The sequence below is a fragment of the Pseudomonas sp. P1.8 genome (assembly GCF_001269805.1).
Lineage (GTDB): Bacteria > Pseudomonadota > Gammaproteobacteria > Pseudomonadales > Pseudomonadaceae > Aquipseudomonas.
The window spans coordinates 109,020-133,532 of the sequence record NZ_LHVM01000010.1 but is presented as its reverse complement, the minus strand read 5'-3'; the positions used below and the strand labels follow the sequence as shown (position 1 = coordinate 133,532).

The window sequence follows — 24,513 nt, the reverse complement described above, 5'->3', positions numbered from 1 at the left end:
CCCGATCTGCGCAGCTTTTTGTTACCATCGACCCCATATAGAGCGCCCAGCGCCACCGACCTGTAGGAAACCGCCCTGATGAGCCCAACGTTCGACGTCGTGGAACTCGCCACGACCTATGCCAATAAATCCGCCCAGGACATCCTGAAGCTGGCTTTTGCCGAGTTCGGCGATGAGCTGTGGATATCCTTCAGCGGTGCCGAGGATGTGGTCCTGGTGGACATGGCCTGGAAGCTGAACAAGAACGTCAAGGTGTTCAGCCTCGACACCGGTCGCCTGCACCCGGAGACCTACCGCTTCATCGATCAAGTGCGCGAGCACTACAAGATCGACATCGAACTGGTGTCGCCGGACTACACCAAACTCGAACCCTTCGTGAAGGAAAAAGGCCTGTTCAGCTTCTACAAGGACGGGCATGGCGAATGCTGCGGCATCCGCAAGATCGAACCGTTGCGCCGCAAGCTGTCTGGCGTGAAGGCCTGGGCCACCGGCCAGCGTCGGGATCAGAGCCCCGGCACCCGCAGCGCCGTCGCGGCAATGGAAATCGACACCGCGTTCTCCACTCCGGAGCGTACCCTGTACAAATTCAATCCGTTGGCGCAAATGACCAGCGAAGAGATCTGGGGCTATATCCGCATGCTGGAGCTGCCGTACAACAGCCTGCATGAGCGTGGTTTCATCAGCATCGGCTGCGAACCTTGCACCCGCCCGGTACTTCCGAACCAGCACGAGCGCGAAGGTCGCTGGTGGTGGGAAGAAGCCACGCAGAAAGAATGCGGGTTGCATGCCGGGAACATCATCAGCAAGGGCTGACCCCGATTCAACTTCGGTCTCGAGTGCTGCTCAAGCAGCACTAAACCGCTGCGCCAACCCCAGCTCGGCAAACTGCTCGATGATGAAATCGACGAACGCTCGAGTCTTGCCCGGCAGCAGTTTGTGCTCGGCGTAATAGATCGAAATGTTACCGTCATCGATGTACCAGTCCGGTAACACACGCTGCAACGTGCCCGCCTCCAGATAATTCACCGCGAACGGCATGCTCGCCAGCGCAACCCCCAAACCCTGAGCCGCCGTAGCGCAAGCCGCATCCGAATCACTCATGGTCATTCGCGCCTTGAGCATCAATGGGCGGCAGTGCTGGGGGCTGCGTCCGCTCAACTGCCAGGAACGCACACGTCCGGTTTGCGGCGAGCGAATCAGGATGCCGTCGTGGTGTTGCAGATCATCGGGCTCCCTGATCGCTTCGCGCCGAGCAAGATAATCGGCAGACGCCAGCAACACCCGATGCGCCGGTGCCAGCTTGCGCGCCACGACACCCTGGGGTAACTCAAATCCGCCACCAATCGCCGCGTCGAACCCCTGGGCAATCAGGTCAACCTGACGATTATCGAAATGCCAGTCCGGGTTGATCGCCGGATATCGCTGCAGAAATTCACCGAGCAACGGCACGACATACAACCGCCCGAACACCGTGCCCATGCTGACTTTCAAGGTGCCCGCCGGGAGACCTTCGGCGCTGGCCAGATTGGCCACGGCGTTCTGAATAGTCGTCAGGCTGGCGCTGACCTGACTCAAAAACAACTGGCCGGCCTCAGTCAGGGTGAGGTTGCGAGTGCTGCGCTGAAACAACCGCACACCCAGATTCGCTTCAAGTTTGGCCACGCTTTTGCCCACCGCCGCCGGTGTCAGGCTCAAGCGTCGCGCGGCTTCGGCGAAACTGCCGACTTCGGCGCTGCGCACAAAGCATTCGATACTGCTGAAGGTTTCCATGACACACCACTATAAACTTCTGGTTTACACAGACTATAGCAATGACCGTCTACACAGCCTGTAAACCAGAATCGATACTAGGCTCCATCAACCGGGACATCTCGCCTCGGGACTTTGGAGATCGACATGACTACTCAGAACCTCAGCGGCAAAGTGGCATTGATTCAAGGTGGCTCCCGCGGCATTGGCGCCGCCATCGTCAAACGCCTGGCCGCTGAAGGCGCGAGCGTTGCCTTCACCTATGTCAGCTCCACCGCGAAAGCCGAAGCACTGCAAAACAGCCTTATCTCTCTGGGTGGCAAAGCCTTGGCGATCAAGGCGGACAGCGCCGATGCCGACGCCATTCGCAACGCGGTAAACGTGACGGTAGAGGCGTTCGGTCGCCTGGATATCCTGGTCAACAACGCGGGTGTTCTGGCCGTCGCTCCGCTGGCCGATTTCAAGCTCGAAGACTTCGACCAGACATTGGCCATCAACGTGCGCAGTGTGTTCATCGCTACCCAGGCGGCCGCGCAGCATATGACAGAAGGGGGACGCATCATCAACATCGGCAGTACCAACGCCGACCGCATGCCCTTTGCAGGTGGTGGCCCGTATGCCATGAGCAAGTCGGCACTAGTCGGTCTGACCAAAGGCCTGGCGCGTGACCTCGGCCCGCAAGGCATTACCATCAACAACGTGCAACCGGGCCCGGTCGACACCGACATGAACCCGGCCCACGGCGACTTCGCCGACAGCCTGATCCCGTTGATGGCGGTGGGTCGTTACGGTAAAGCTGAAGAAATCGCCAGTTTCGTCGCTTACCTCGTTGGCCCGGAAGCTGGGTACATCACCGGTGCGAGCCTGACGATCGACGGTGGTTTTGGCGCCTGACGCGGCAATACGAAGCAGGCTGGCGCGATAGCAGTGAATCAGACGACATCAATGTTATCTGGCCCCTGCCTTCGCCAAGCCCGCTTTCGGCGGTGCATTCAATCACAGCTGATTCGTTTAAAGATCACACAAGAAAAACCCAGCGTATGGCCGGGTCATAAAGGTTGACGCATAGACAAATTACCCCCCAGCCTCCTCATCCGCAGCAGCTCCCGAACTACCTGATTCTCCAGACCCACGCCCAGAATCGCTCTGTGTTGAACTGCCACCGCTCATCGACCCGCTCCCCTTTCCCGGGCTGGTGCTGCTCCCATCCGCATCGCCACCATTGCCACCACCGATCGACCCGGGTGGCAACGCATTCTCCGGCCCCGACTGGCCGGCGTTCATTTCGGTGGAGGGTGGCATCCCACCCTTGTCGACAGGCGACCCACTGCCAGACGATTGGGCAAACGTCATCGAAGAACCAACCGATAACAAACCGGCCACCGTCAACGCCATCAGTTTTGAACTGATCATGGTGCACCTCCTTTCAAAGTTGCATACCTGATCTGACACCTGCGCCATTGACGGGGTGCCACTCAATCGACGAGCGTCCACAAGGGGCGAGGGTCAGCTCGGTTCCCCCGAACAGTCGTCTCCGGCAATGTCAGGATCATCAGGGCCCACCTCGACATCACCGCGCTTTGCATCATCGCTATCGCTCGGCACTTGTTCGACGCCTGCCTCGTCAGGCGGCCGTTGATCACGACTCAACGAATCGGTGGGCGACGGCAATGGATACTCTGGAGTTTCGTCAATATCGGAGTCTTTGGGATCAGTGTTCATTTGGCACCTCTCATCGAGCTTGAAATGCAGGCCCTGATGTTTCGAGGCTGGCACGATGAACGCGTTCGATAAAAAAGACCGCCGGTCACTGTTCGTCGTCCTCCTCCGTTTCAGAATCTGTGTTGCCTACGTCGCCCGCATCATCGGCGTCGTTGAGCGGTACCGTCGCGTCGTCCATCAGCGAACCCGGGTCTTCGTTGCCGGGATCATTGATAAATGGCAGACCGCTTGGGCCTTTTTCTTCCCTGCCTTCGGTTTCCGGCGTCATGGTCAGCCTCAAAACATTCGGGGTGTATGAAGTTCGAGGCGGCCTGCAGAAAAACGTTCCGAAGCCCGACAGACAGAAACGAAAAACCCGGCACCAGGCCGGGTTTCTACTGTTGAGCCCTGCGGCTCAATGATGCTTGTTCTTGTGTTTGTTCTTGTGTTTATGACCCCCACCGGAATGTGAGTGGTCGTTGTCTGTTCCAAGATTATTGCCGACAGCACCGCCGGCCGCGCCGCCCAGGCCTGCGCCGATAGTTGATCCGGTCGACCCACCCAGACTGTTGCCGATCACCGAACCGCCGGCTGATCCCAACCCGCCACCAATTGCAGCTTCTGTGCGACTGCCCTTCGGCGCCGCGACCGCGCTGCCCGCTGCACCGCCTACACCAGCGCCCACGGCTGCACCGGTGCTGCCGCCCATTTGCCCACCGACGACATTACCCAACGCTCCGCCGAGACCACCGCCTACCGCAGCGTTGCCATCACCTGACGCCAGCGCGACCGGCGCAATCAATAATCCAAAAACAATCGCAGGCAACGTCCAGTGTCGAACATTCAGGCTCGTCGCTTCATTGCCTTGGGTTTTCGGGTACATGGCATGCCTCGCATTCTTCCAGGGTATGAAGCATTCGAGGTGTAAAAGCGATAAACGTTCATTAACGCAAAAACCCGGCATCAGGCCGGGTTTTTCGAATCGACAATCAGGATCAGTGACGCTTGTGACCATTGGCCAGGTTGCTGCCCACGCCACCACCCAATGCTCCGCCCAGGCCGGCACCGATAGTGGAACCGGTTTTGCCACCCAGGCTGTGGCCGATCACCGAACCACCGGCTGCGCCAACTCCACCACCGATCGCAGCGCTGGTGCGATGACCTTTTTTGGCGGCAACGGCACTGCCTGCCGCGCCAGCGACACCAGCACCAATCGCTGCGCCGGTGCTGCCGCCCATGCTCTGGCCAACAACGTTACCCAGGGCGCCGCCCAAACCACCACCGACTGCGGCAGTGCCGTCGCCAGCCATTGCACCTTGAGTAACCAAAAGGCCCAGAACCACAGCAGGCAGAGTCAAACGCATTACGAAAACCTCAAAAATAGAGCTAAACAAAAAGGGGGCGAGATTGAATGCTTTCGCGCAGACAATGTCCAGCACGCCGGTTCAACATCGCGATTGGCGATGGTTGGACAGCATTTTCGGGAAAGGTTTTATTACGGGCAAAAAAAAGCCCGCTGGGGAAACGGGCCAGGTGTTGCTTTCTAACGGATGAGCTGAGACTACGACGGCATCTGTGAAAACTTTGTGAAAAATGTTTCGCAGTTGACGGCTGGTTACAATTCCGTGCGGCATGAAAAACCCCGCTCAATGGCGGGGTCTGCTTTCGGATCAATCACTTCCTGGCGGGGGCAGGCACCCTGGGTAAAAATTTGCCCTTCTGCACCCGACAGGCTCGGGTCTTGATCCTGTCGACTTCCGTCTGGTCTTCGCCAAAACTGGCCACATACTGGGTTTGGCCGCACTGTACGTAGTTATTGATCGGAAACTCTGCGCCGTCGTCCTCGATGTACGGATCAGCCATCTCTTCACCCCTCTCAAAAACGGAATCGATACCGGCAAGTCCGGATTTGCCTGAAAATATCGACCACCAAGGGTTTTGAGACTAGCCGGTCACCACCAGACCCGCTGTTCAGATCACCCCATGCCCGACGAATGGCTCACGCCTGACTCATGCAAGTTTGACCGCTGTCCCGGTCACGAACACCACCACCATCCCGCCTTTACCGGCAGGCATGCTGATTTCAAAATCCAGCCCGACCACTGCATCCGCCTGAAGCGCCCGCGCCCGTTCCTTGATTTCGTCGGTAGCCTGCATCCGCGCTTCCTGCAATGCGCGCTCCAGCGTCTGGGAACGTCCGCCAAAAATGTCTCGCATCCCGGCAAACATGTCGCGGACAACGTTAATGCCCTGCACAGACTCGGCACTGACAATGTCCAGGTACGCCGTGATTTGTCGGCCTTCAATGGTGTGGGTTGTAGTGGTGATCATGAAGCTTCCTTTTTGAGAGTTCAGGCATTCACCCAAGACGCTTTAAACAGTTACGACCGCTGAAGCGACGGACGGGGGGCGGCTCTTGCCGATTTGAAATGGAGTCAGAAGAGTTTGATCAACACCGTCGTGACTGTTGCTACGATCCCGATCAAACCTGTGGCAACAGCCACCAGATACCAAAAAGTCTCGCGGGTCATCTTTCCAGCTTCGGCATTCAACTTGCGCTGCTCGGCCATGAGCTTGACGATCTCCACATGAATCTTTTCCAGCTCCGCCTGTTCCATGGTGAGGTCCTGCATAACGAATGTGTGTCCATCCTGGTGCTGGCACGTGCCAGTCACGTTGCCCTTCCATCCATTTTGTACCGGTGGGCGCAGTAACGAACACCCCAGCAGAACAGACCTTCGCAAGGCACTGAGTCCTCTACATAGTCCATGATGATTGGCTTTCAAGCGTAGAGCCCTACACGCCGCTCTGCTTTCCTACATAAAATTCAGATACAGCCTCGCCGGAACGCCCAAAATAACAGAGTGGATCCGCAAAAATATTACGTTCCAGATGCACAAAACCCCTGGCTTCTTTCGAAACCAGGGGTTTTGTTTACATCGAATTTGGCGGTGAAGGAGAGATTCGAACTCTCGATACAGTTTCCTGTATACACACTTTCCAGGCGTGCTCCTTAAGCCACTCGGACACTTCACCGTATCTCTTCAAACATGTTCTGTCTGTCGAGGCGCGCTAATGTAGTCGAAAGCATTTCTGTTGGCAAACATTTTTTGCAGAATTTTCATGCGGTTAACGCAATTCAGTGTTTTCGCCTGCGCAGGCCATGGCAAACCGGCCAATCTCCGGGGTCGCGCCCTTCTCTATATAGAGGGAAACAGGCAGCCAGCACAGCGCACGACGCTCGGTGGGCGGGAAAAGGGTGACTGGCGGGTCAGTCACGGCGCTTTACCTGGCATGCAACGGTGGGTAACGTCTGCCCAACTTTACTGAAAGGAATAGCGTCATGAGTGAGTTGATTTCCTACCACCTCGAAGACGGTATCGCGACCCTGACCTTGAGCAATGGCAAGGTCAATGCCATCTCCCCAGACGTGATCGCTGCGTTTAACGCTGCGCTGGATCAGGCTGTGGCTGATCGTGCAGTGGTGATCATCACCGGTCAGCCAGGGATTCTGTCCGGCGGTTATGACTTGAAGGTGATGACAACCGGTCCTAAAGAAGCGGTGGCCCTAGTGACCGCGGGCTCGACCCTGGCCCGCCGCCTGCTCTCGCACCCCTTCCCGGTGATCGTCGCATGCCCTGGGCATGCCGTGGCCAAGGGAGCTTTTTTGCTGTTGTCGGCCGACTACCGCATCGGCGTCGACGGCGCCTTCAGTATCGGCCTGAACGAAGTTCAGATCGGCATGACCATGCACCATGCCGGCATTGAACTGGCCCGTGATCGCCTGCGCAAGTCGGCGTTCCATCGCTCAGTCATCAACGGTGAAATGTTCAATCCGCAGAGCGCCGTGGATGCAGGATTCCTCGACGTCGTGGTGTCGGCCGAGGAGCTTCAGGGCGCAGCGCTGGCGGCGGCTCGTCAACTGAAGAAAATCAACATGACGGCTCACAAGAACACCAAGCTGAAAGTGCGCAAAGCACTGCTGGAGACCCTGGATAACGCAATCATTCAGGACCAGCAGCATTTGGGCTGATCCCTTTGTTGCGATAACGAAAAGCCCGACCGTCGTGTTGGGCTTTTTCGTACATGACGCAGTTAAATGTCTGTAACCGCTCTAGGCCGCATCTGACCAACAAGTCGGAAACATGCGCACAAACATCGGCCATCTCCTACATCTGTAACGGCAATTGCCGAAAACAGTGCACATCCGTACACTGCGCCACCTTTTTGTCCCGGTGGGGCCTGTAAATGCTGTTTGTTTTACGTATGTCATTGATGGGCCTGCACTTTGTCATAGCAGGTGTGCTGGGTGTCGTGCTCGGTCTCTGCCGCCCGTTCAATCCGGACAACAGCCGCTTGTGCGCGCGCCTCTATGCATGGCCGGCCATGTGCATTTTGCGCCTGCGGGTCAAAGCCGACGTCGGGCCGTTGATGGATAAACCGGACAGCTGCGTGATCATCGCCAATCATCAGTCCAACTACGACTTGTTTGTGTTCGGCAACGTAGTACCGCGCCGTACCGTCTGCATCGGCAAAAAGAGCCTGAAGTGGGTGCCACTGTTCGGTCAGTTGTTCTGGCTGGCCGGCAACGTGCTGATTGACCGTGGCAATGCGCAAAAGGCGCGTCAGTCGATGTTGACCACTACCCACACCCTGCAAAATGAAGACACCTCGATCTGGGTGTTCCCGGAAGGCACGCGCAATCTGGGTGAAGAATTGCTGCCGTTCAAGAAAGGCGCCTTTCAGATGGCCATCGCTGCGGGAGTGCCGATCGTTCCGGTATGCGTCAGTACTTACGTCAAACACATGCGATTGAACCGCTGGCGCAGTGGGAAAATTCTGATTCGCTCGCTGCCGGCGATTCCTACCGCTGGATTGAGCCTGGATGACATGCCGATGTTGATGGCTCAGTGCCGCGAACAGATGCGCGAATGCATCGCGTCAATGGACCGGCAACTGCAAGCAGCCTGAAAAGAAAACCCGTCTGATGCGGGTTTTCTTTTGCCTGCAAACTTTTGCCAGCGAACTCGCCAGATTTCACTGACTCTCAAGTAGCAGACAAGGCTAAGCTGAACTTCCTCAGAACAGAAAGCTGCCAATAAAAGCTGCCAATAAGTGAATAAAGACCATGGGTAGAGTTGTTGCTGCTGCGGTTTACAGCGCGGGTAAGAAAGTCACCGATATCACCCTCGACGAAGGTGCGGCATGGGCCGCAAAGCCAGATCACTTCGTCTGGATCGGCCTGGAAGAGCCAAATGCAGAGGAACTGTCCAATCTGCAACGCCAGTTCAACCTGCATGAACTGGCCATTGAAGATGCCCTGGAAAAGCACAGTCGGCCAAAGCTTGAAACCTTTGGCGATGCACTGTTTATCGTTACGTATTCGCCCATTCGGGAAGACGGCAAACTCAAGTTTATCGAAACGCATATTTTTGCCGGAAACGGTTACATCATTACGGCACGCAACGGCCACTCGGCGTCCTACGCATCAGTCCGACAGCGTTGTGAGGCGCGACCGTTGTTGCTCGAGCACGGAGAAGATTTCGTACTCTATGCCATCCTCGATTTCGTCATTGAAAACTACCAGCCGATGGGCGAAGCGATCCACGCCGAAATCGACGAACTGGAACGCAATGTCATGTGCAGCTCCCTGAATGAACGCGATATTCAAAAGCTCCACAGCTTGCGTCGCGATGTATTGCGCCTGCGCCGATTTGCGGCGCCGATGGTGGAGATCGGCGAGGAGCTGCAAAGGCTGAGTTTCCCGTTCATCGACAAGAACATGCGTCCGTATTTTCGCGATGTGCAGATTCATGTCACGCGGCAGATGGAAGACCTGACAACGCTGGCAGATATTGCCAGCCAGACAATCGAAGTTGGCGTATTGCTTGAGGCATCTCGTCAGAGCGTGGTGCAACGCAAGTTTGCCGCATGGGCGGCGATTCTCGCGTTTCCCACGGCGGTGGCGGGGATTTACGGGATGAATTTCCAAAACATGCCGGAGCTGACGTGGCACTACGGATATTTTGCGGTGTTGGGGTTTATTACAGTGGGATGCGTGAGTTTGTGGGCGAGTTTCAAGAAGTCGGGGTGGCTCTGACAGACTTTGTGGCGAGGGAGCTTGCTCCCTCGCCACAGGTTAGGTTGCGCCTGTCAGATCACTTGGTTTGCCGCTTTGTGCGCCACAAACCGCATCATCCACTCGGCGACCGTGGTGCCGTGATGCTCCTGCTCCAGGCTCGCGATGCCTTTGGAGTAAACCGGTTCACCCAGTGCCTGCTGGCGAATCTCCAGCAACGCCCGGGAATAGTCGTGAATGAACTCTGGGTGGCCCTGGAAGCACAACACCTGATCATTGATGTGGTACGCGGCAAACGGGCAGAAATCGCTGGACGCGATCACCGTGGCGTTTTCCGGCAGTGAGGTCACCTGGTCCTGATGGCTGATCAGCAGGGTCAGCTCTTCGCGCACCGGATTCATCCACGGCGCCTTCGCCGCCAGCTTGTAGTTATGCGTGCCGACGCCCCAGCCCTGGGTCGCACGTTCGCTCTTGCCACCCAGCAACAGCGCCAGCAATTGATGACCGAAGCACACACCCAGCAGCTTGTCGCCGCGCTCGTAACGGGTCAGCAGGTAAGTCCTGAGGGTTTCGATCCATGGATCGGAGCCGAAGGAATCGGCCTTGCTGCCGGTCACCAGATAGGCGTCGAAGGTCAGCTCATCGTCAGGATAATCGCCCTGCACCACGTTGTAGATGGTGAATTCAGCGGCAATGGGCTGCTGCGAAAACAGGTGTTTGAACATCTGCCCGTAGCCCTGATATTGGTCGACCAATTCCGGACGCAGGTTGTCGGTTTCCAGAATGCAGATGCGTAACGACATAAAAAATACCTGACACGTGAAGGGAATAATGCACACCCAGAGCCTGCCTCGAAACACGGTGCCAAGGCAAGCCCCGAAATGCGTCGTTACCCCCTTAGAACAGCTCTCTTTTTGCTGCTTTCTCAAGCAACAGCGCAGGCGGCGCGAATCGTTCGCCGTATTGCCTGGCCAGATATTGCGCGCGTGCAACAAAATCCTGCACGCCGTATTGGTTGATGAACTGCAAGGCTCCGCCCGTCCAGGCGGCAAAACCGATGCCGAAGATCGAGCCGACGTTGGCATCCGCCGTCGAGGTCAGCACGCCCTCCTCCACGCAACGCACGGTCTCGATGGCTTGCACGAACAACAGGCGATCACGTACGTCCTTCGGCGAAATCTGCCCATCGGCCTTTTCGAAGCGGGTTTTCAGCTCCGGCCACAGATGCTTTTGCCCGCCTGCCGGATACTCGTAAAAACCACCTCCAGCCGCCTTGCCCGCACGCTTGAATTCGTTGAGCAGCACGTCAATCACGGCGAACGCCGGATGCGCTGGCAACGGCTTCCCTTCCGCTTGCAGGTCCTTGGAGGTTTGCGCGCGGATATGACTCATGAGACTGAGGGACACTTCGTCGGAGATCGCCAGCGGTCCTACAGGCATGCCAGCCTTGCGCGCCTCGGTTTCGATCATCGGTGCACTGACGCCTTCACCAAGCATGGCGATACCTTCGTTGGTGAAGGTGCCAAACACCCGCGATGTGAAGAAGCCGCGGCTGTCGTTGACCACAATCGGGGTTTTCTTGATTTGCAGGACGTAATCGAATCCACGGGCCAGGGTTTCGTCGCTGGTGTTGGCGCCCCTGATGATTTCCACCAACGGCATTTTTTCCACGGGGCTGAAGAAATGCAGGCCGATGAACTTGCTTTGGTCCGGTACTGCGGTAGCGAGGCCACTGATCGGAAGGGTCGAGGTATTGGAGGCGATCACGGCATCCGCGCCGACGACTTTTTGTGCCGCCAACGAGACCTTGGCCTTGAGGTCACGGTCCTCGAACACGGCTTCGATGACCAGATCGCAGCCACTCAAGTCAGCATCGATATCGCTGGGCCGGATACGGGCCAACACCGCTTCGCGCTGCTCGGCGGTCATTTGTCCGCGCGCGACCTTCTTGTCCAGCAACGCCGCCGAATGTGCCTTGCCCTTCTCGGCGGCGGCCAGGTTGATGTCTTTGAGCACCACTTCGATACCGGCCCAAGCACTGACAAACGCGATACCGGCACCCATCATTCCGGCGCCGAGCACGCCGACTTTACGGGTGACATAAGGGGCATAGCCCTGGGGCCGCGAACCGCCCGCGTTGATCTCGTTGAGCTGGAACCAAAAGGTGCCAATGAGGTTTTTCGACACCTGCCCGGTAGTCAACTCGGTGAAGTAACGGGTTTCGATCAAATGTGCGGTGTCAAAATCCACCTGGGCGCCCTCGACCGCCGCGCAGAGAATCTTTTCCGGAGCCGGCATCGTGCCCTGGGTTTTGCTGCGCAAGATTGACGGCGCAATCGCCAGCATCTGCGCAACTTTCGGGTTCGATGGCGTGCCGCCTGGAATTTGATAACCTTTTACATCCCAGCGTTGCACGACTGCTCGATTGGCGAAAATCCAGGCCCGCGATTTGGCCAGCAGTTCAGCGCCATCTGCCGCGAGCTCATCTATCAATCCCTCCTGTAATGCTTGCTGTGGCCGCACTTTCTTGCCTTCGAGCAAATACGGCAGCGCTTTTTCCAGGCCCAGCATGCGCACCATGCGCACCACCCCGCCGCCACCCGGCAACAGACCAAGGGTCACCTCCGGCAGACCAAGCTGCACCGACGGATTGTCCAGTGCGACCCGGTGATGACAGGCGAGGCAGATTTCCCAGCCGCCGCCGAGTGCCGCACCGTTGATGGCCGCGACCACCGGTTTGCCAAGAGTTTCCAGGGTGCGCAACTGGCGTTTGAGGGACAGCACCATGTCGTAAAAGGCTTTGGCTTCGGGTTTGCCGACCTTGATCAGCTCGTTGAGGTCGCCGCCAGCAAAGAAGGTTTTCTTGGCCGAAGTGATGATCACGCCCGCGATACTGTCTTTGTCGGCCACCAGCCGGGCGACACAGTCAGCCATGGCCTCGCGGTATACCGCATTCATGGTATTGGCGCTCTGGCCCGGCATGTCGAAGGTCAGAAGGACAATCCCGTCCTGTGCCTTTTCGTAACGAATGGCGTGGGTCATGTAGGCGTTTCCTTGAATTCGGGGCTCAGAGGCGTTCGATGATGGTGGCAATGCCCATGCCGCCGCCGACACACAGGGTCGCGAGGCCGTAGCGCAGGCGTCGGGCTTCCAGTTCATCGAGCAACGTGCCGAGGATGGCGCAACCGGTGGCGCCCAGCGGGTGGCCCATGGCGATGGAACCGCCGTTGACATTGACCTTGTCCGGGTCGACAGCCATGTCCTTGATGAACTTGAGCACCACGCAAGCGAACGCTTCGTTGACTTCGAACAGGTCGATGTCTTCGACCCGCAATCCGGCCTTGGCCAGTGCCTTGCGGGTGGCCGGTGCAGGGCCTGTGAGCATGATGGTCGGATCGGTGCTGGTGACAGCCGTAGCGACGATCCGCGCCCGTGGCTGCAGGCCCAGCGCCCGCCCCTTGGCCTCGGAGCCGATCAGCATCAAAGCCGCGCCGTCAACGATCCCGGAACTGTTGCCAGGGGTGTGAACGTGGTTGATTCGCTCGACATGGCTGTAGACCCGCAGCGCGGTGGCATCGAAGCCCAACTGCCCCATCATTTCGAAACTTGGCTTAAGTTTGCCCAGGCCTTCAAGCGTCGATTCTGCGCGGATGAACTCGTCATGATCGAGCAGGATGATGCCGTTCTGGTCCTGTACCGGCACCAGTGATTTTTTGAACGAACCATCGGCGCGTGCCCGCGCAGCCTTTTGCTGGGAATGCAGGGCGTAGGCATCGACGTCATGACGACTGAAGCCTTCCAGGGTGGCTATCAGGTCGGCACCAACGCCCTGAGGAGTGAATTGGCTGTGCAGGTTGGTGGCCGGGTCCAACGCCCACGCCCCGCCATCACTGCCCATCGGCACCCGCGACATGGATTCGATGCCACCGACCACCACCAGATCTTCGAAGCCGGAACGCACCTTCATCGCCCCGAGGTTCACCGCTTCCAGCCCCGACGCGCAGAAGCGGTTGATTTGCACACCCGACACGCTGACGTCCCAATCAGCCACCTGGGCCGCGGTCTTGGCGATATCGCAGCCCTGATCGCCGATCGGTGTCACGCAGCCAAGCACCACGTCATCGACCTGGCGGGTATCGAGATCAGTCCGTTGTTGCAGGGCGGTGAGTAAACCGGCGACCAGGTCCACCGGTTTGACGCTGTGCAAGGCGCCATCGGCTTTGCCTTTGCCACGGGGCGTGCGTAACGCATCGAAAATCAAAGCTTGGGTCATGACGTCCTCGAACCGCAGTGCAGGTGGGCAAATTCAGAATGTTCACTCTTGGCCTGCGCCGAATTTGATTCAATGACCGCAACGCTCGCAGATGTTGACGCTCACGCTCAGACGGACGGTAGTCGTCTATCGGATTAACCGTTTCAGGACACGAAGCTGTCTAGCAAACGGCTGGCAAAGAAGCTGGCAATAAGCCTCATGCCTTTTTAAAAGCAAATTAGTTGAAGACCATATGAAATGGATCTAAGCCAAGCGCACCGCGGGCTCTAAGGTGAAGAGGTACGAAGTTGTCGTCGGGTTTTGCCGAGGCGCTCGTTCGTTACAGGAAGTGCAGTGTCCTGCCACCATGGAGCAATGCGGGCAGGCATCAGGAAATAACAATAAAGGCGGTCAAGCCATGTTCAAACAATCAAAAGTACGTCAAGCCGGACTCATCCTTTTCGCCACTACGTTGTTGTTGATTCTGCCGAACCTGACCAAGGTGATCGGCTAGTCGTTCGTAAAAGCGCCACGGTTTTTTATATCGCCGAGATAAAAATGTGACTGGCTCCCTACCCGGGCCAGCATGGCTGTGCCAACCTTTGTGGCACTTGCACGACATGGACGGCGATCAATTGAAAATGCTCATTGCGTTGGGGGCCTTGCTGGTCGGGGCGCCCCTGTATGCCGCACAGCTGAACCTGGAGCTGGGCGCGAACAGTCGCACCTGGCAGACGGAGGAGTTGCTTAAGCACCCGCAAGTCCAGACCATCAACATCAGCAACGACGTTTCCTACAAGCGCGACATGAGCTATCGCGCCGTGCCCGTGACTGCGTTGCTGACTGACATCAAGCCTGAGGACCATCTACAAGCAGTGGCCCTGGACGGTTTTGCCGCCGAGATGGCCGCAGCACCTTTGCTCAGTTCGCAGGGTGCCCAGGCCTGGCTGGCAATTGAAGACCCGGCCAAACCGTGGCCGCCACTGGCCGAAGGCAAGCACAGCGCCGGGCCTTTCTATCTGGTCTGGACCAATCCGCAGGCCGGCAATATCAGCCCGGAGCAGTGGCCTTTCGAAGTCGCCAGCATCAAGCGCATGGCCCCGGTGGCGGAGCGTTTCCCTGCCCTGCTGCCTGATCCAGCGCTGAAGCCTGACGATCCGGTGAACAAGGGTTTTGCGTTGTTTCAGAAAAACTGCCTGGCGTGCCATCGACTCAATGGTGCCGGGGACGCGCAGTTCGGGCCCGACTTGAATATTCCGTACAACCCGACCGAATATTTCGGTGCGGACTTCCTCAAGCACTACATTCGCGATCCGCAGAGTTTGCGTCAGTGGCCGCAGGCGAAGATGCCGGGGTTTTCGGCGCAGGTGCTACCGGATGATGACCTGGGGATGTTGGTGGGGTATCTGAAGCATATGGCGGGGCGCAAGATTAAACCCTGACGCGCAATTCCCGGTAGGAGCTGCCGCAGGCTGCGATCTTTTAATCTTTGATACCAAAATCAAAAGATCGCAGCCTGCGGCAGCTCCTACAAGGGTGATCCATCAAATTATTGTTGTTGCACGCAAATCACCGGCACAGGCGTCGGTGACACCAGCACCTTGGCGTGCATCTGCTCGCAACCGCCGCCACGGCGCATGCCACGAACCGGGCAGGCATCCAGGTAATCCAGACCTACCGCAAGTTTCAGATGACGCTCGGGACGGGCCAGTTCATTGGTCACATCAAAGCTGTACCAGGCGTCATCCAGCCAGGCTTCAGCCCACGCGTGGCTAGCCAGGTGTTCGCAATTCTCACTGTACAAATACCCCGACACATAACGCGCCGGAATGCCCAGGCTGCGGGTACAGGCAAGAAACGCATGGGTATGGTCCTGGCACACGCCGGAACGTCCGGCAAAGGCCTGGGCCGCGCTGGTGTCGACCTCGGTCGAACCCGGCGTATAGGTCATGTGCTGATTGAGCCCATGCATCAGGTCGATCAACGCCGTGCGATCGCGGCGTAGCTTGCACTCTTTCTCGGCGAATGCACGCAAGGCGGCGTCGGCTTCGGTCAACCGGGTGAAGCGCAAGAACGGCAATGCCGACTGGCTCTCGTGCTCGGCCTCACTGAGTTCATCGATATCAACCTGGCCCCGGGCCCCGATGATGATTGCCTCGTGGGGTTCATCCATGGTCAACACGTGCAGAATGTTGCCGAAAGGATCGAGCTGCGCGCGCACCGGTCTGGGCAAGTCTAACTGCCAGCTGAGCACGTGCTGACGCTCGCTGTCGTGGGGTGTCAGCCGCAGGTACTGGATGCTCGCCCGAACCTGATCTTCGTAGTGATAGGTGGTCTCGTGGCTTATGGAAAGTCTCATGCAGCCTCCAGATAGGAACTGTGAATGGCATTGCCCAACTGGCGCACCAGCGGGATGAACTCGGTCAGCCAGGCGTGCAGGCCTTCGTCGAGAATTTCATTGATGCCGGTGTAGCGCAGGCGCGCGTCCATTTCCGCCGCCAGTCGTTGCGCGGGACGTCCATTGGCCCCCGGCAACTGGGCGAGGATCTGGTCGATTTCTTCCGTGCAGGCTCGCAGGGATCTCGGCACATCGGCCCGCAGCAACAACAATTCGGCGACATGCCGGGCACCCGGCGCGTCTCTGTAGATTTCGGTGTACGCCTCGAATGACGACAAGGCCCGCAACAACGCACTCCACTGGTAATAGGCGTGAGCCGTGCTGTCGCTGACCGCTTCCGCCTGATCACCCGCCATTTCGTAACGGGCATCGAGCAGGCGCAGGGTGTTGTCGGCCCTTTCGATAAACGTCCCCAGCCGAATGAAACGGAACGCGTCGTTACGCATGATGGTGCCGTAGGACGCACCTCGGAACAGGTGAGAACGCTCCTTGATCCACTCGCAGAAACGGCTCATGCCGTAGCGGCTGAGCCCTTGTTGGGCGATGCCGCGAATCTCCAGCCAGGTCGCGTTGATGTTTTCCCACATGTCGGCGGTGATTCGCCCACGTACCGCATGGGCACTGGCTCGCGCCGCACCGAGGCAGCTGTAGATACTCGCCGGGTTGGCCGCATCCAGGGCGAAGAAATGCAGCAACCGTTCGGCATGCAATTCGCCGTGGCGTTCGAGGTAATCATCCAGGGTGCCGGTAATCAACAACGGCATCGCCAATTCATGCAGACCGTTGCCACGGCCATCCTGTGGCATCAGCGACAGCGAATAACTGATGTCGAGCATCCGGGCGAGGTTTTCCGCCCGCTCCAGGTAACGCGACATCCAATACAAATCCGAGGCAGTTCTACTTAACATGTCAGGCTTCCTTCATTCCTCGACCACCCAGGTGTCCTTGGTTCCGCCGCCCTGAGAGGAGTTCACCACCAGAGAGCCTTCACGCAGGGCGACGCGGGTCAATCCACCGGGCACGACCCGGGTTTCACGGCCAGACAAAACAAACGGTCGCAGGTCGATATGGCGCGGCGCGATGCCGTTTTCGACGAACGTCGGGCAGGTCGACAGCGACAGCGTGGGTTGCGCGATGTAGGCATGGGGCTTGGCAATGATGCGCGCACGGAACGCTTCGATTTCCGCCGCCGTCGCCGCCGGCCCCACCAGCATTCCGTAACCGCCGGAGCCTTGGGTTTCCTTGACCACCAGTTCTGGCAGATTGGCCAGCACATGGGAAAGTTCAGACGGATTGCGACACTGCCACGTGGGAACGTTCTTCAGGATCGGCTCCTCGTCCAGATAGAAACGGATCATGTCAGTCACGAATGGATACACCGACTTGTCGTCCGCCACACCGGTGCCAATGGCGTTGGCCAAGACAACATTGCCGGAACGGTACGACGACAGCAGTCCCGGCACGCCGAGCATCGAGTCGGGGTTGAACGCCAACGGATCGAGGAACGCGTCGTCGAGGCGACGGTAGATGACGTCGACGGCTTTGGGCCCATCGGTGGTGCGCATGTAGACCTTGTCGTCCCGAACGAACAGATCCGCGCCTTCCACCAATTCCACGCCCATTTCCCGCGCCAGAAACGCGTGCTCGAAGAATGCGCTGTTGAAGCGCCCCGGCGTCAGCACCACCACGCTCGGGTTGTCGATCGGACTCGAGCTCTTCAGGGTGTCGAGCAACAGATTCGGGTAGTGGTCGATGGGGGCGATACGTTGCGCCGCGAACAGCTCGGGGAACAGACGCATCATCATCTTGCGGTCTTCGAGCATGTAGCTGACGCCGCTGGGCGTGCGCAAATTGTCTTCGAGCACGTAATACGTCCCGTCGCCATCGCGCACCAGATCGACACCGGAAATATGCGAGTAAATATCGCGGTGCAGGTCCAAGCCCTGCATCGCCAACTGATATTGCTCGTTGGCCAACACCTGCTCGGCCGGAATGATGCCGGCCTTGATGATGCGTTGCTCGTGGTAGAGGTCGGCGAGGAACATGTTCAACGCCTTGACCCGCTGAATGCAGCCGCGCTCGACGACCCGCCATTCGCTGGCAGGAATGCTGCGTGGGATGGTATCGAAGGGAATCAGGCGCTCTGTCCCCTGCTCGTCCCCGTAGAGCGTGAAAGTAATCCCGGCGCGATGAAACAACAGATCGGCCTCGCGTCGCCGTTGTGCCAAAAGCTCGTCAGGCGTTTCGGCCAGCCAACGGGCAAACTCCCGATAATGCGGGCGAACCTGGCCGCCGGCATCGTACATCTCATCAAAATAGGTGCGGATCATGCCGTACTCCTTGTCACCCGGACATGCAGGCCTTCGCAAGGCCCGTGCCATCGGCATAAACGCTTTGATTTCAATCGGTTGGATAATCACAACGCATGCACCGCACCAATCCTGTGCGGTAATTGCCCCAACCCGATCGCCCCCGCTCCATTACAAGGCGTGATGAACGCCTACGACCAGCATAGCCGGTAGGAGCCGGCTTGCTGGCGATGGGGCCTATGAGTCATGTGCTGCACTTCAAAGACGCCTTTGCTGGCAAGCCAGCTCCTACGAAAAGCCGGAGAGTCGTAGCCTCATGATCGACGGCAAAAACGAAAACGGCCAACCCGAAGGTCAGCCGTTAGTGCTGGTTGTCACTGTTCATAAGCTTATGCGAGTCGCCCTCGTACCTCCTGTTTCACACCCCAGCCTTCGATAATGCCCCCCAACGGCTCGACCACCGCTTCGAAGCCCTGTTCGAAATCGCCGATGTCGTCGTAGGTGGCATACATGACTTTGCTCAACTCCAGCGCCCAGGCACCGTCGTCGCGCACACTGATTTGCGCATTCAGGGATTCACCACGATGGAAATGACCTGCCGCCCTGCGTGCCCGCTCCTCATCCGGGAAAATGGCGTAGAACTCGATGGGATGAAACCGCGAAAAATCAAAACCGCCTTCTTTCATGCGGCGCAACACGCTGCTGCTGATGTCTTCTTGATAGGCTGTGCTCATGAAACGTCCTCCGCAAAACGATGGATAGACTTTCCGTACTCCCTGCGCCCGCAACCGAACAGCGCGAGCGACGGCAACCGATGTGCCGACGGGAAACAAGCATGGAGCTGACAAGACCAGACCTTAGCGATTCGTTCGCTGATCTCGATTGCAGAGTAGCCCCAAGATAGAGGCGCTGCCAAGGTCTGGATGGGAATGCGACAGGCGTTGTTCAGATTGGCGTGATACTGCGGATTTCGATGCTGTTCTGGGTTTTCAGGTTTTTCACGCCTGCATCAGCGGTCCGCCCTTCCAGATCATTCAGATCCAGTTCAGCGGCGACAGGAAGGAAGCGTTCCTTGATGAGTTTGGCGGCCTGCTCGTGAGTCGGGCATTCCTCGTACTCGAAGACTTCGTCGATCGTTTCACCATGATCATCCACGAAAGTGACTTTCCACTTTTGCATTGGTGCCTCCTCGATCAAACCCGCAAATGGGCTTACCTCTATCTCGACCTTGTTAGCTGGCTAATCGTTCCGCCGGATCTGCACCCATCGCAGATCTCTGTAGGAGCGAGCTGCTCGCGAAAAACTTGAAAACGCCGCGTTAAATCAGACATCCCGCGTCATGGTTCACGTCCATCGCGAGCAGGCTCGCTCCTACAGGTCTACGTTTCAAGGAATCAGTCGTTGCTTGGCTTGTTCACCGCTTGCAGCACGTACTGCGGCAGGGCGAAGGCGCCGATGTGGATTTCTGGATTGTAGTAGCGGGTAACGATGCCGCTGCCAGCGAATCGCTGTTGCAGGGTTTCGCGCGACAGTTTGCGATAAGCGGTGTTGGTCGCGCCCCAGGCGAACGTCATTGCGCCGCCGATGTAGGTCGGTACGGCGGCCTGGTAGAAGTGCCAGTCCGGGAACAGGCTGCGCAGGCGGCCGGCGGTAGTCTTCACTTCTTCGATCTGCATGAACGGTGTGCCGTTCTGCGTCACCAGGATGCCGCCCTCATTCAGGCAACGGTGGCAGGCCTGGTAGAAGTTTTCCGAGAACAGCACTTCGCCCGGGCCGATCGGGTCGGTGGAGTCGGAAATGATCACGTCGAATTTTTCGGTGGTGGTGGCGACGAAACGCATGCCGTCATCGATCACCAGGTTCAGCCGTGGATCATCGAACGCGCCCATGGAGTGGTTCGGCAGGAATTCCTTGCACATGTCGACCACGGTACCGTCGATCTCGACCATGGTGATGTGCTCGACGCTGCGGTGCTTGGCCACTTCACGCAACATGCCACCGTCACCGCCGCCGATGATCAGCACGCGCTTGGCCGCACCGTGCGCCAGGATCGGCACGTGGGTGAGCATCTCGTGGTAGATGAACTCGTCGGCTTCGGTGGTCTGGATCACGCCGTCCAGCGCCATCACACGGCCCATGCGCGGGTTCTCGAAGATCACCAGGTGCTGATGTTCCGTGCGCACTTCGTGCAGCAGTTTTTCCATGCGAAAACGCTGGCCGTAGCCTTCGTAGAGGGTTTCCAGGTAGTCGCTGGCGGGGATATTGCTCATGGGAAGTGCTCCGATGAATGCGGGTGGCAACGGACGGTTACCCGCCCATGATGGCCAATCGATCGGCTCGATTGACCGTGAAAGGCGCGCATTCTACGTTGCGGAACATGACAGGTCGAACCTCAGTTGATCGGCTTGCCACAATCCTGTGGGAGCGTGGCTTGCCCGCGATCGGATCGCCTCGGTTTATCTGGCAGACCCGCGTCGTCTGCATCGCGGGCAAGCCACGCGCCTACACGTTCAGTGCCGCTTGTTCAGAACTTGACGTTGCCTCGCGGCCCGGCGATAGCCCAGATGATCAATCCCAGTACGGGCAACAGCGCAATCAACAGCACCCAGACGATTTTCATCCCGGTGCCGGTGCTGCTTTTGACCACATTGATGATGGCCCAGATGTCCAGGACAAAGATGATCAAGGCAACCAGACTGTTGAACGTTGAACCCATGGTGACGCTCCCGAAAAGTGATATGCACCCTTAGGATAGACGGTCGTCGCAAAGGGTTCCCTTTGTTTGACAGTGTTGTGCTATCAGACGTGGATGGCCACTTTCAGGGCTTCCAGTGAAGGCGCGGCGGCGATGCCGACTTCGCTGCACAATTCCAGCACCCGTGGCACGTCGTTGCCGAAGACCAGTACCACTTGCAACTCGTCGTCCAGCAACTGGCTGAAATTCATCAGCGTGTAGCCGCCGTTTTCCTTGTTCAGGCTGCTCATCTGCACCTGGATGCGATTGAGCGCGGTCAAGGCTTCGGTCTTGGCCAGTTGTTTGGGTTTGATGTTGAAATCGATGCCCGGACCGAACGAGGCAACGATCTGCGCGAACAGGTCCATGTAGGTGTCAGCCTGGAACAGCACAGTCTCGGGCAGGCTACCAACCACGACCCACTCACCCAATGGGATCGGGAAGGTGTCGTCGTAATTGATGTCAGGATTGGCCGTCAGAAAAGCCGCTGGATCGGCGTAGGCCTGCGCCGCTTCGGCGGCGACCTTGAGGATTTCGTCTTCGCCCATGCACCCGGAGCTGATTTTGCTGATGAGTTCGACGAGTGCGGCTTTCATGGGCGGATCCTGTAGCGAAGGGAATTTTGAGGGCGCGAAGGATACCGCAAGGATAGGTTCAAATGACCAAAAAGATCGCAGCCTGCGGCAGCTCCTACATTGGGAAGGTGTCCCCCCGCAGGAGTTGCCGCAGGCTCGGGCCGCGTTCGGACAATCTTTTGAATCCAATCAACCCAGCATTTTTTCCAACTGAGCAACGGTATCGGAAGCCCCCATGGTTTTTGCCGCCTCCAGCGCCGTGATGCCATTGGCATCCTTGGCTTGCGGGTCGGCGCCTTTGCTGATCAGGTAGTCGACCACTTCGACGCGGTTGAACATCGCCGCCATCATCAGGGCCGTACGGCCATCGAAGGACGAACCTTCAACCTGTGCGCCGCCCTCGACCAACGCCTTGATCACCGACAGATCGCCTTTGAACGCGGCGCCGGCTATCGGGCTCTGGCCGTTGTCGTTGCGGATCTCCGGATCAGCCTTGTGCTCGAGCAGGACCTTCACCGTGTCCACGTGGCCGTGGTAGGCAGCCAGCATCAGCAAGGTGTCGCCCTTGTGGTTGCGCAAGTTCGGCGGCAGCCCTTTGCTCAACAGCGCGGCCATCATCGCCGCATCGCCTTCCCGAGCCTTGTTGAATACCTGTTCGGCAAATTCGGCAGCTTCTTCGGGGGTCATCTGGCGGCTTTTGTCTGACATCGGGCACTCCATTTTCTGTCATTCGTAAAAGCCGACAGTTTCCCGAGCGCGTCCGAGACTGTCACTTGTTTTTTCTCATGGGCCGCCATAGCCAGATTCAATAGCGGTACTTGCCGCTGTGAATGTCAGACACCATCTGCTCGGTTACCTGCACGTAAGTCTGCGTTCCCGGCAGCCACGCGTAGATCGGATCGTCACCGGTCTTGCCCGGATCATAGGCTTCGGTCTTGAGCCGGGTCTTCTGGTATTTGAAGGTACCCGTGGTGTCCATTTTCACTTTCACCCGCAGGAACAGCGGCACGGCATATAACGGCATTTGCTGCTTGGCGAAGGCCAGCAGTTCGCTGAAATCCAGCGTCGCCAGGGATTCGGCCGGCGTGATCGCTGCCATGCCGGCCCGGCCATTGGTGTTATGGATTTCCACGCCGTAAGCCACGGCTTCGCAAATCTGCGGATGTCGCAGAAGAATGTTCTCGACCTCGGTGGTCGAGACGTTTTCGCCCTTCCAGCGGTAGGTATCGCCCAGGCGATCGACAAACTGCGCATGACCAAAACCAATGTTGCGCAACAGGTCACCGGTATTGAAATAACGGTCGCCCTTTTCGAACACGTCGTGAAGTACCACCTTGGCAGTCTTCTGCGGGTCGGTATAACCGTCCAGCGGGGCCTTGTCGTCGATTTTTGCCAGCAACAGCCCTTTCTCGCCCTTGGTGACCTTGCGCATCAAACCCTTGGCATCACGGATCGGCGCACCGCTGTCGTGGTCATACGCAACCAGTTCCCAGGACATCAGGGAAAAACCGATGGTGTTGTCGAAATTCAGAATGTTGGTGAAGCCGATGTTGCCATCGCTGGCGGCATAGAGCTCGCAGATGTGATTCACCGCGAACCGGGTCTTGAACGCGCTCCACGCACCGGGTCGCAGGCCGTTGCCGATCATTTTCGTGACGCCGTGACGGCTGTCGTCGGCACTGGTCGGTTGGTCCACCAGGTAACGGCACAACTCGCCCACGTAGCCGATGGTCGTCGCACGGTAATGGCGCACGTCATTCCAGAACTGACTGGCGCTGAATTTGCGGCGGATGGCGAAACCAGCAGCGCCGCTGATCGCCGAACCCCAGCACACGCACAGGCCGGTGGCGTGATACAGCGGCAAGGTGCAGTAAACGATGTCGTCCGGCCCCATATCCAGGGCGATCATCCCGAAGCTCGCGGAGCTGCGCATCCAGCGGCCATGCTTGAATACGCCGGCCTTGGGCAAGCCCGTGGTGCCCGAGGTGTAGATGTAGAAACAGGGGTCGTCGAAGAAAATCTGCCGACTGCTGAGCGGGTTGTCGCTCGATTCATCGAGGCTGGCGGACATCAGGTTGATGAAGCCGTCGGGGGCGATGCCGGGCTGGCGAGAGGTGTCCTTGTCGGCGACAAACCAGTTGCGTGTTGCGTCGATCGCCACCCGTTCACGGACCGTCGAATAGACCGGGAGCAATTCTTCACCGACGATAATCGCCTTCGGTGCCACCAGGTTCAGGCTGTGAATCAGGGTGTCGCGGGTCAACGAAGTATTGACCAGCGCACTGATCGCGCCGACCTTTGCCACGGCCAGAATCGTGACCAGCAACTCGGGACGGTTTTCGATGAACACCACCACCGCATCGCCCTTGCCGATGCCTTGGCGGGCCAGGTGATGGGCGATGCGATTGGCCCACTGGTTGACCTCGGTGTAGCTGAGCGTCACCTCGCCCTGCAACAATGCCGGGCCGTCGGGGTTGCGCAACGTAGCCTGCTCGAAGCTCCAGCCCAGGCCACAGGACTGGGTCGGGTCCGTGACGTTCGCGACTTTCATGCCCTTGACCACCCGAGGGATGGCCTTGGCAATGGAAGGTAGCTTGCGGAGCATCATGCTCCAGGTAATCGTGTCCTTCGAGGTACGGCTCATGCTTGCTCCCGTTCGATCTTCTTATTGTCGGGCAACGCTGATTGAGCCCGAAAATACGTCAACGGTTCTTGA

Annotated in this window: 28 protein-coding genes and 1 tRNA gene; 6 read left to right on the top strand and 23 right to left on the bottom strand. The window is 58.2% G+C overall.

Annotated features, from left to right (window positions below; translation table 11 throughout):
* Nucleotides 1–78: 78 nt before the first annotated feature.
* Entirely contained in the window at nucleotides 79–813 is a 735-nt protein-coding gene (locus AD668_RS09235; protein WP_053157367.1) for a phosphoadenylyl-sulfate reductase, read from the top strand.
* Between the two features lie 30 nt (nucleotides 814–843).
* Here AD668_RS09235 and AD668_RS09230 read toward each other — a convergent pair whose 3' ends face one another.
* Nucleotides 844–1,770, bottom strand: coding sequence for a LysR family transcriptional regulator (locus AD668_RS09230; protein ID WP_053157364.1), 927 nt, complete (start codon nucleotides 1,768–1,770; stop codon nucleotides 844–846).
* 126 nt (nucleotides 1,771–1,896) lie between these two features.
* On the opposite strand from AD668_RS09230, the gene AD668_RS09225 reads away from it, so the two are divergent.
* A complete protein-coding gene (locus AD668_RS09225) occupies nucleotides 1,897–2,643 on the top strand; it encodes a 3-oxoacyl-ACP reductase family protein (protein ID WP_053157361.1) in 747 nt (248 codons plus the stop codon).
* Between the two features lie 612 nt (nucleotides 2,644–3,255).
* Here the strand turns inward: AD668_RS09225 and AD668_RS09215 are convergent.
* From AD668_RS09215 to AD668_RS29435, 9 genes are all read right to left on the bottom strand, one after another.
* Complete coding sequence (locus AD668_RS09215; protein ID WP_053157355.1) at nucleotides 3,256–3,471, bottom strand: hypothetical protein; 216 nt, start codon at nucleotides 3,469–3,471, stop codon at nucleotides 3,256–3,258.
* A gap of 85 nt (nucleotides 3,472–3,556) precedes the next feature.
* Nucleotides 3,557–3,739: a hypothetical protein gene (locus tag AD668_RS09210; protein WP_053157352.1), complete on the bottom strand. Its 183-nt coding sequence runs from the start codon at nucleotides 3,737–3,739 to the stop codon at nucleotides 3,557–3,559.
* A 126-nt stretch (nucleotides 3,740–3,865) separates the two neighbouring features.
* Entirely contained in the window at nucleotides 3,866–4,333 is a 468-nt protein-coding gene (locus AD668_RS09205; protein WP_053157350.1) for a glycine zipper domain-containing protein, read from the bottom strand.
* 112 nt (nucleotides 4,334–4,445) lie between these two features.
* On the bottom strand, nucleotides 4,446–4,814 hold the full coding sequence (locus AD668_RS09200) for a hypothetical protein (protein WP_053157347.1): 369 nt from the start codon (nucleotides 4,812–4,814) through the stop codon (nucleotides 4,446–4,448).
* A gap of 310 nt (nucleotides 4,815–5,124) precedes the next feature.
* Nucleotides 5,125–5,313, bottom strand: coding sequence for a hypothetical protein (locus AD668_RS09195; RefSeq protein ID WP_053157344.1), 189 nt, complete (start codon nucleotides 5,311–5,313; stop codon nucleotides 5,125–5,127).
* A gap of 147 nt (nucleotides 5,314–5,460) precedes the next feature.
* On the bottom strand, nucleotides 5,461–5,781 hold the full coding sequence (locus AD668_RS09190; protein ID WP_053157341.1) for a YbjQ family protein: 321 nt from the start codon (nucleotides 5,779–5,781) through the stop codon (nucleotides 5,461–5,463).
* Nucleotides 5,782–5,885: 104 nt separating this feature from the next.
* Nucleotides 5,886–6,068, bottom strand: a complete 183-nt coding sequence (locus AD668_RS09185; RefSeq protein ID WP_082344447.1) for a hypothetical protein — start codon at nucleotides 6,066–6,068, stop codon at nucleotides 5,886–5,888.
* Nucleotides 6,069–6,396: 328 nt separating this feature from the next.
* Nucleotides 6,397–6,486, bottom strand: a tRNA-Ser gene (locus AD668_RS09180).
* A gap of 93 nt (nucleotides 6,487–6,579) precedes the next feature.
* The gene (locus tag AD668_RS29435; protein ID WP_156322322.1) at nucleotides 6,580–6,729 is read right to left on the bottom strand and encodes a hypothetical protein; all 150 of its coding nucleotides are present in this window, start codon (nucleotides 6,727–6,729) and stop codon (nucleotides 6,580–6,582) included.
* A gap of 64 nt (nucleotides 6,730–6,793) precedes the next feature.
* On the opposite strand from AD668_RS29435, the gene AD668_RS09175 reads away from it, so the two are divergent.
* From AD668_RS09175 to AD668_RS09165, 3 genes are all read left to right on the top strand, one after another.
* On the top strand, nucleotides 6,794–7,483 hold the full coding sequence (locus AD668_RS09175; RefSeq protein WP_053157336.1) for a crotonase/enoyl-CoA hydratase family protein: 690 nt from the start codon (nucleotides 6,794–6,796) through the stop codon (nucleotides 7,481–7,483).
* 215 nt (nucleotides 7,484–7,698) lie between these two features.
* Complete coding sequence (locus AD668_RS09170) at nucleotides 7,699–8,421, top strand: 1-acyl-sn-glycerol-3-phosphate acyltransferase (protein ID WP_053157333.1); 723 nt, start codon at nucleotides 7,699–7,701, stop codon at nucleotides 8,419–8,421.
* A gap of 157 nt (nucleotides 8,422–8,578) precedes the next feature.
* The gene (locus AD668_RS09165) at nucleotides 8,579–9,550 is read left to right on the top strand and encodes a magnesium and cobalt transport protein CorA (RefSeq protein ID WP_053157330.1); all 972 of its coding nucleotides are present in this window, start codon (nucleotides 8,579–8,581) and stop codon (nucleotides 9,548–9,550) included.
* Nucleotides 9,551–9,603: 53 nt separating this feature from the next.
* Here the strand turns inward: AD668_RS09165 and AD668_RS09160 are convergent, their stop codons facing one another.
* The 3 genes from AD668_RS09160 to AD668_RS09150 form a co-directional block, all read right to left on the bottom strand.
* Nucleotides 9,604–10,332, bottom strand: a complete 729-nt coding sequence (locus tag AD668_RS09160) for an amidotransferase (protein WP_053157327.1) — start codon at nucleotides 10,330–10,332, stop codon at nucleotides 9,604–9,606.
* Between the two features lie 94 nt (nucleotides 10,333–10,426).
* Nucleotides 10,427–12,571 (bottom strand): 3-hydroxyacyl-CoA dehydrogenase NAD-binding domain-containing protein, encoded by a 2,145-nt coding sequence (locus AD668_RS09155; protein ID WP_053157324.1) that lies wholly within the window; start codon nucleotides 12,569–12,571, stop codon nucleotides 10,427–10,429.
* Nucleotides 12,572–12,596: 25 nt separating this feature from the next.
* Nucleotides 12,597–13,802: an acetyl-CoA C-acetyltransferase gene (locus AD668_RS09150; RefSeq protein WP_053157321.1), complete on the bottom strand. Its 1,206-nt coding sequence runs from the start codon at nucleotides 13,800–13,802 to the stop codon at nucleotides 12,597–12,599.
* A 599-nt stretch (nucleotides 13,803–14,401) separates the two neighbouring features.
* Between AD668_RS09150 and AD668_RS09145 the strand changes: the two genes are divergently transcribed.
* Nucleotides 14,402–15,223: a cytochrome c gene (locus tag AD668_RS09145; protein ID WP_053157318.1), complete on the top strand. Its 822-nt coding sequence runs from the start codon at nucleotides 14,402–14,404 to the stop codon at nucleotides 15,221–15,223.
* Nucleotides 15,224–15,330: 107 nt separating this feature from the next.
* Here the strand turns inward: AD668_RS09145 and AD668_RS09140 are convergent, their stop codons facing one another.
* From AD668_RS09140 to AD668_RS09095, 10 genes are all read right to left on the bottom strand, one after another.
* Entirely contained in the window at nucleotides 15,331–16,140 is an 810-nt protein-coding gene (locus AD668_RS09140) for a transglutaminase family protein (protein ID WP_053157314.1), read from the bottom strand.
* On the bottom strand, nucleotides 16,137–17,087 hold the full coding sequence (locus tag AD668_RS09135; RefSeq protein WP_053157311.1) for an alpha-E domain-containing protein: 951 nt from the start codon (nucleotides 17,085–17,087) through the stop codon (nucleotides 16,137–16,139). Before AD668_RS09135 ends, AD668_RS09140 begins: the two co-directional genes overlap by 4 nt.
* Before the next feature lie 12 nt (nucleotides 17,088–17,099).
* A complete protein-coding gene (locus AD668_RS09130) occupies nucleotides 17,100–18,509 on the bottom strand; it encodes a circularly permuted type 2 ATP-grasp protein (protein ID WP_053157309.1) in 1,410 nt (469 codons plus the stop codon).
* 368 nt (nucleotides 18,510–18,877) lie between these two features.
* On the bottom strand, nucleotides 18,878–19,222 hold the full coding sequence (locus AD668_RS09125; RefSeq protein ID WP_053157306.1) for a ribonuclease E inhibitor RraB: 345 nt from the start codon (nucleotides 19,220–19,222) through the stop codon (nucleotides 18,878–18,880).
* 211 nt (nucleotides 19,223–19,433) lie between these two features.
* Complete coding sequence (locus AD668_RS09120) at nucleotides 19,434–19,667, bottom strand: hypothetical protein (protein WP_053157303.1); 234 nt, start codon at nucleotides 19,665–19,667, stop codon at nucleotides 19,434–19,436.
* Between the two features lie 215 nt (nucleotides 19,668–19,882).
* Nucleotides 19,883–20,758: a polyamine aminopropyltransferase gene (gene speE, locus AD668_RS09115; RefSeq protein WP_053157300.1), complete on the bottom strand. Its 876-nt coding sequence runs from the start codon at nucleotides 20,756–20,758 to the stop codon at nucleotides 19,883–19,885.
* A gap of 254 nt (nucleotides 20,759–21,012) precedes the next feature.
* Entirely contained in the window at nucleotides 21,013–21,204 is a 192-nt protein-coding gene (locus AD668_RS09110; RefSeq protein ID WP_053157298.1) for a PLDc N-terminal domain-containing protein, read from the bottom strand.
* A gap of 83 nt (nucleotides 21,205–21,287) precedes the next feature.
* A complete protein-coding gene (locus tag AD668_RS09105) occupies nucleotides 21,288–21,818 on the bottom strand; it encodes a hypothetical protein (RefSeq protein WP_053157295.1) in 531 nt (176 codons plus the stop codon).
* A gap of 168 nt (nucleotides 21,819–21,986) precedes the next feature.
* On the bottom strand, nucleotides 21,987–22,505 hold the full coding sequence (locus AD668_RS09100; RefSeq protein WP_053157291.1) for an ankyrin repeat domain-containing protein: 519 nt from the start codon (nucleotides 22,503–22,505) through the stop codon (nucleotides 21,987–21,989).
* A gap of 97 nt (nucleotides 22,506–22,602) precedes the next feature.
* Nucleotides 22,603–24,441, bottom strand: coding sequence for a long-chain-acyl-CoA synthetase (locus AD668_RS09095; protein WP_053157288.1), 1,839 nt, complete (start codon nucleotides 24,439–24,441; stop codon nucleotides 22,603–22,605).
* Nucleotides 24,442–24,513 lie beyond the last annotated feature (72 nt).